This window comes from Stenotrophomonas sp. STEN023 (assembly GCF_056760135.1).
On record NZ_JBRREF010000166.1, the window covers coordinates 1 to 519 of the forward strand.

A 519-nucleotide genomic window follows, 5' to 3' on the forward strand; every position below is an offset into this window, starting at 1 on the left:
CGCTATGGAACCACCCGATCCCATCCCGAACTCGGAAGTGAAACGTAGCCGCGCCGATGGTAGTGCAGCCTAAGCTGTGCGAGAGTAGGTCATCGTCAGGGTTTTTATCTAAGAACCCCGCTGCTCACGCAGCGGGGTTCGTCTTTTTATGTAAGCCAGGTGTTTTTGAGCCTGGGTTAGCTCAACAACTTCACGAAGAACTTCAAGTTCATCAAATAAGGTGTTGACGGAAACAAAAAGCCTGCCATAATAGGCGGCTCGCTTCGACGAAAAGCCTTCGGGCTCAACCTTGAAGCCGCCGAGTCAACAGCCTCTCAAAAAGGTGTTGACGAAGCAGAAAAGCCACCATATAATGGTCGGCTCGCTACGACGGAAACGTCGCGGCCTACGAAGAAGGCGCTGAGGCCTGATTCGAAGTTCTTTGAAAGTATGCGCAGGTATCTTGTGAGGACGCCTGCAGGAATGGATGACTGTCCATCTTGCAGACGTTTAATCAAGCAATGATTCAATTGTTTTAAT

The 519-nt window shown here is 50.1% G+C and carries 1 protein-coding gene and 1 rRNA gene; one reads left to right on the top strand and one right to left on the bottom strand.

Translation table 11 applies throughout. The annotated features are described in order from the left end of the window. Window positions 1-101 (top strand): 5S ribosomal RNA (gene rrf, locus ACVOLV_RS22170); the annotation flags it as partial. A 213-nt stretch (window positions 102-314) separates the two neighbouring features. Here the strand turns inward: rrf and ACVOLV_RS22175 are convergent. Then, window positions 315-519 (bottom strand): hypothetical protein (locus ACVOLV_RS22175; protein ID WP_481556239.1); only part of this gene is annotated, 205 nt, incomplete at its 5' end.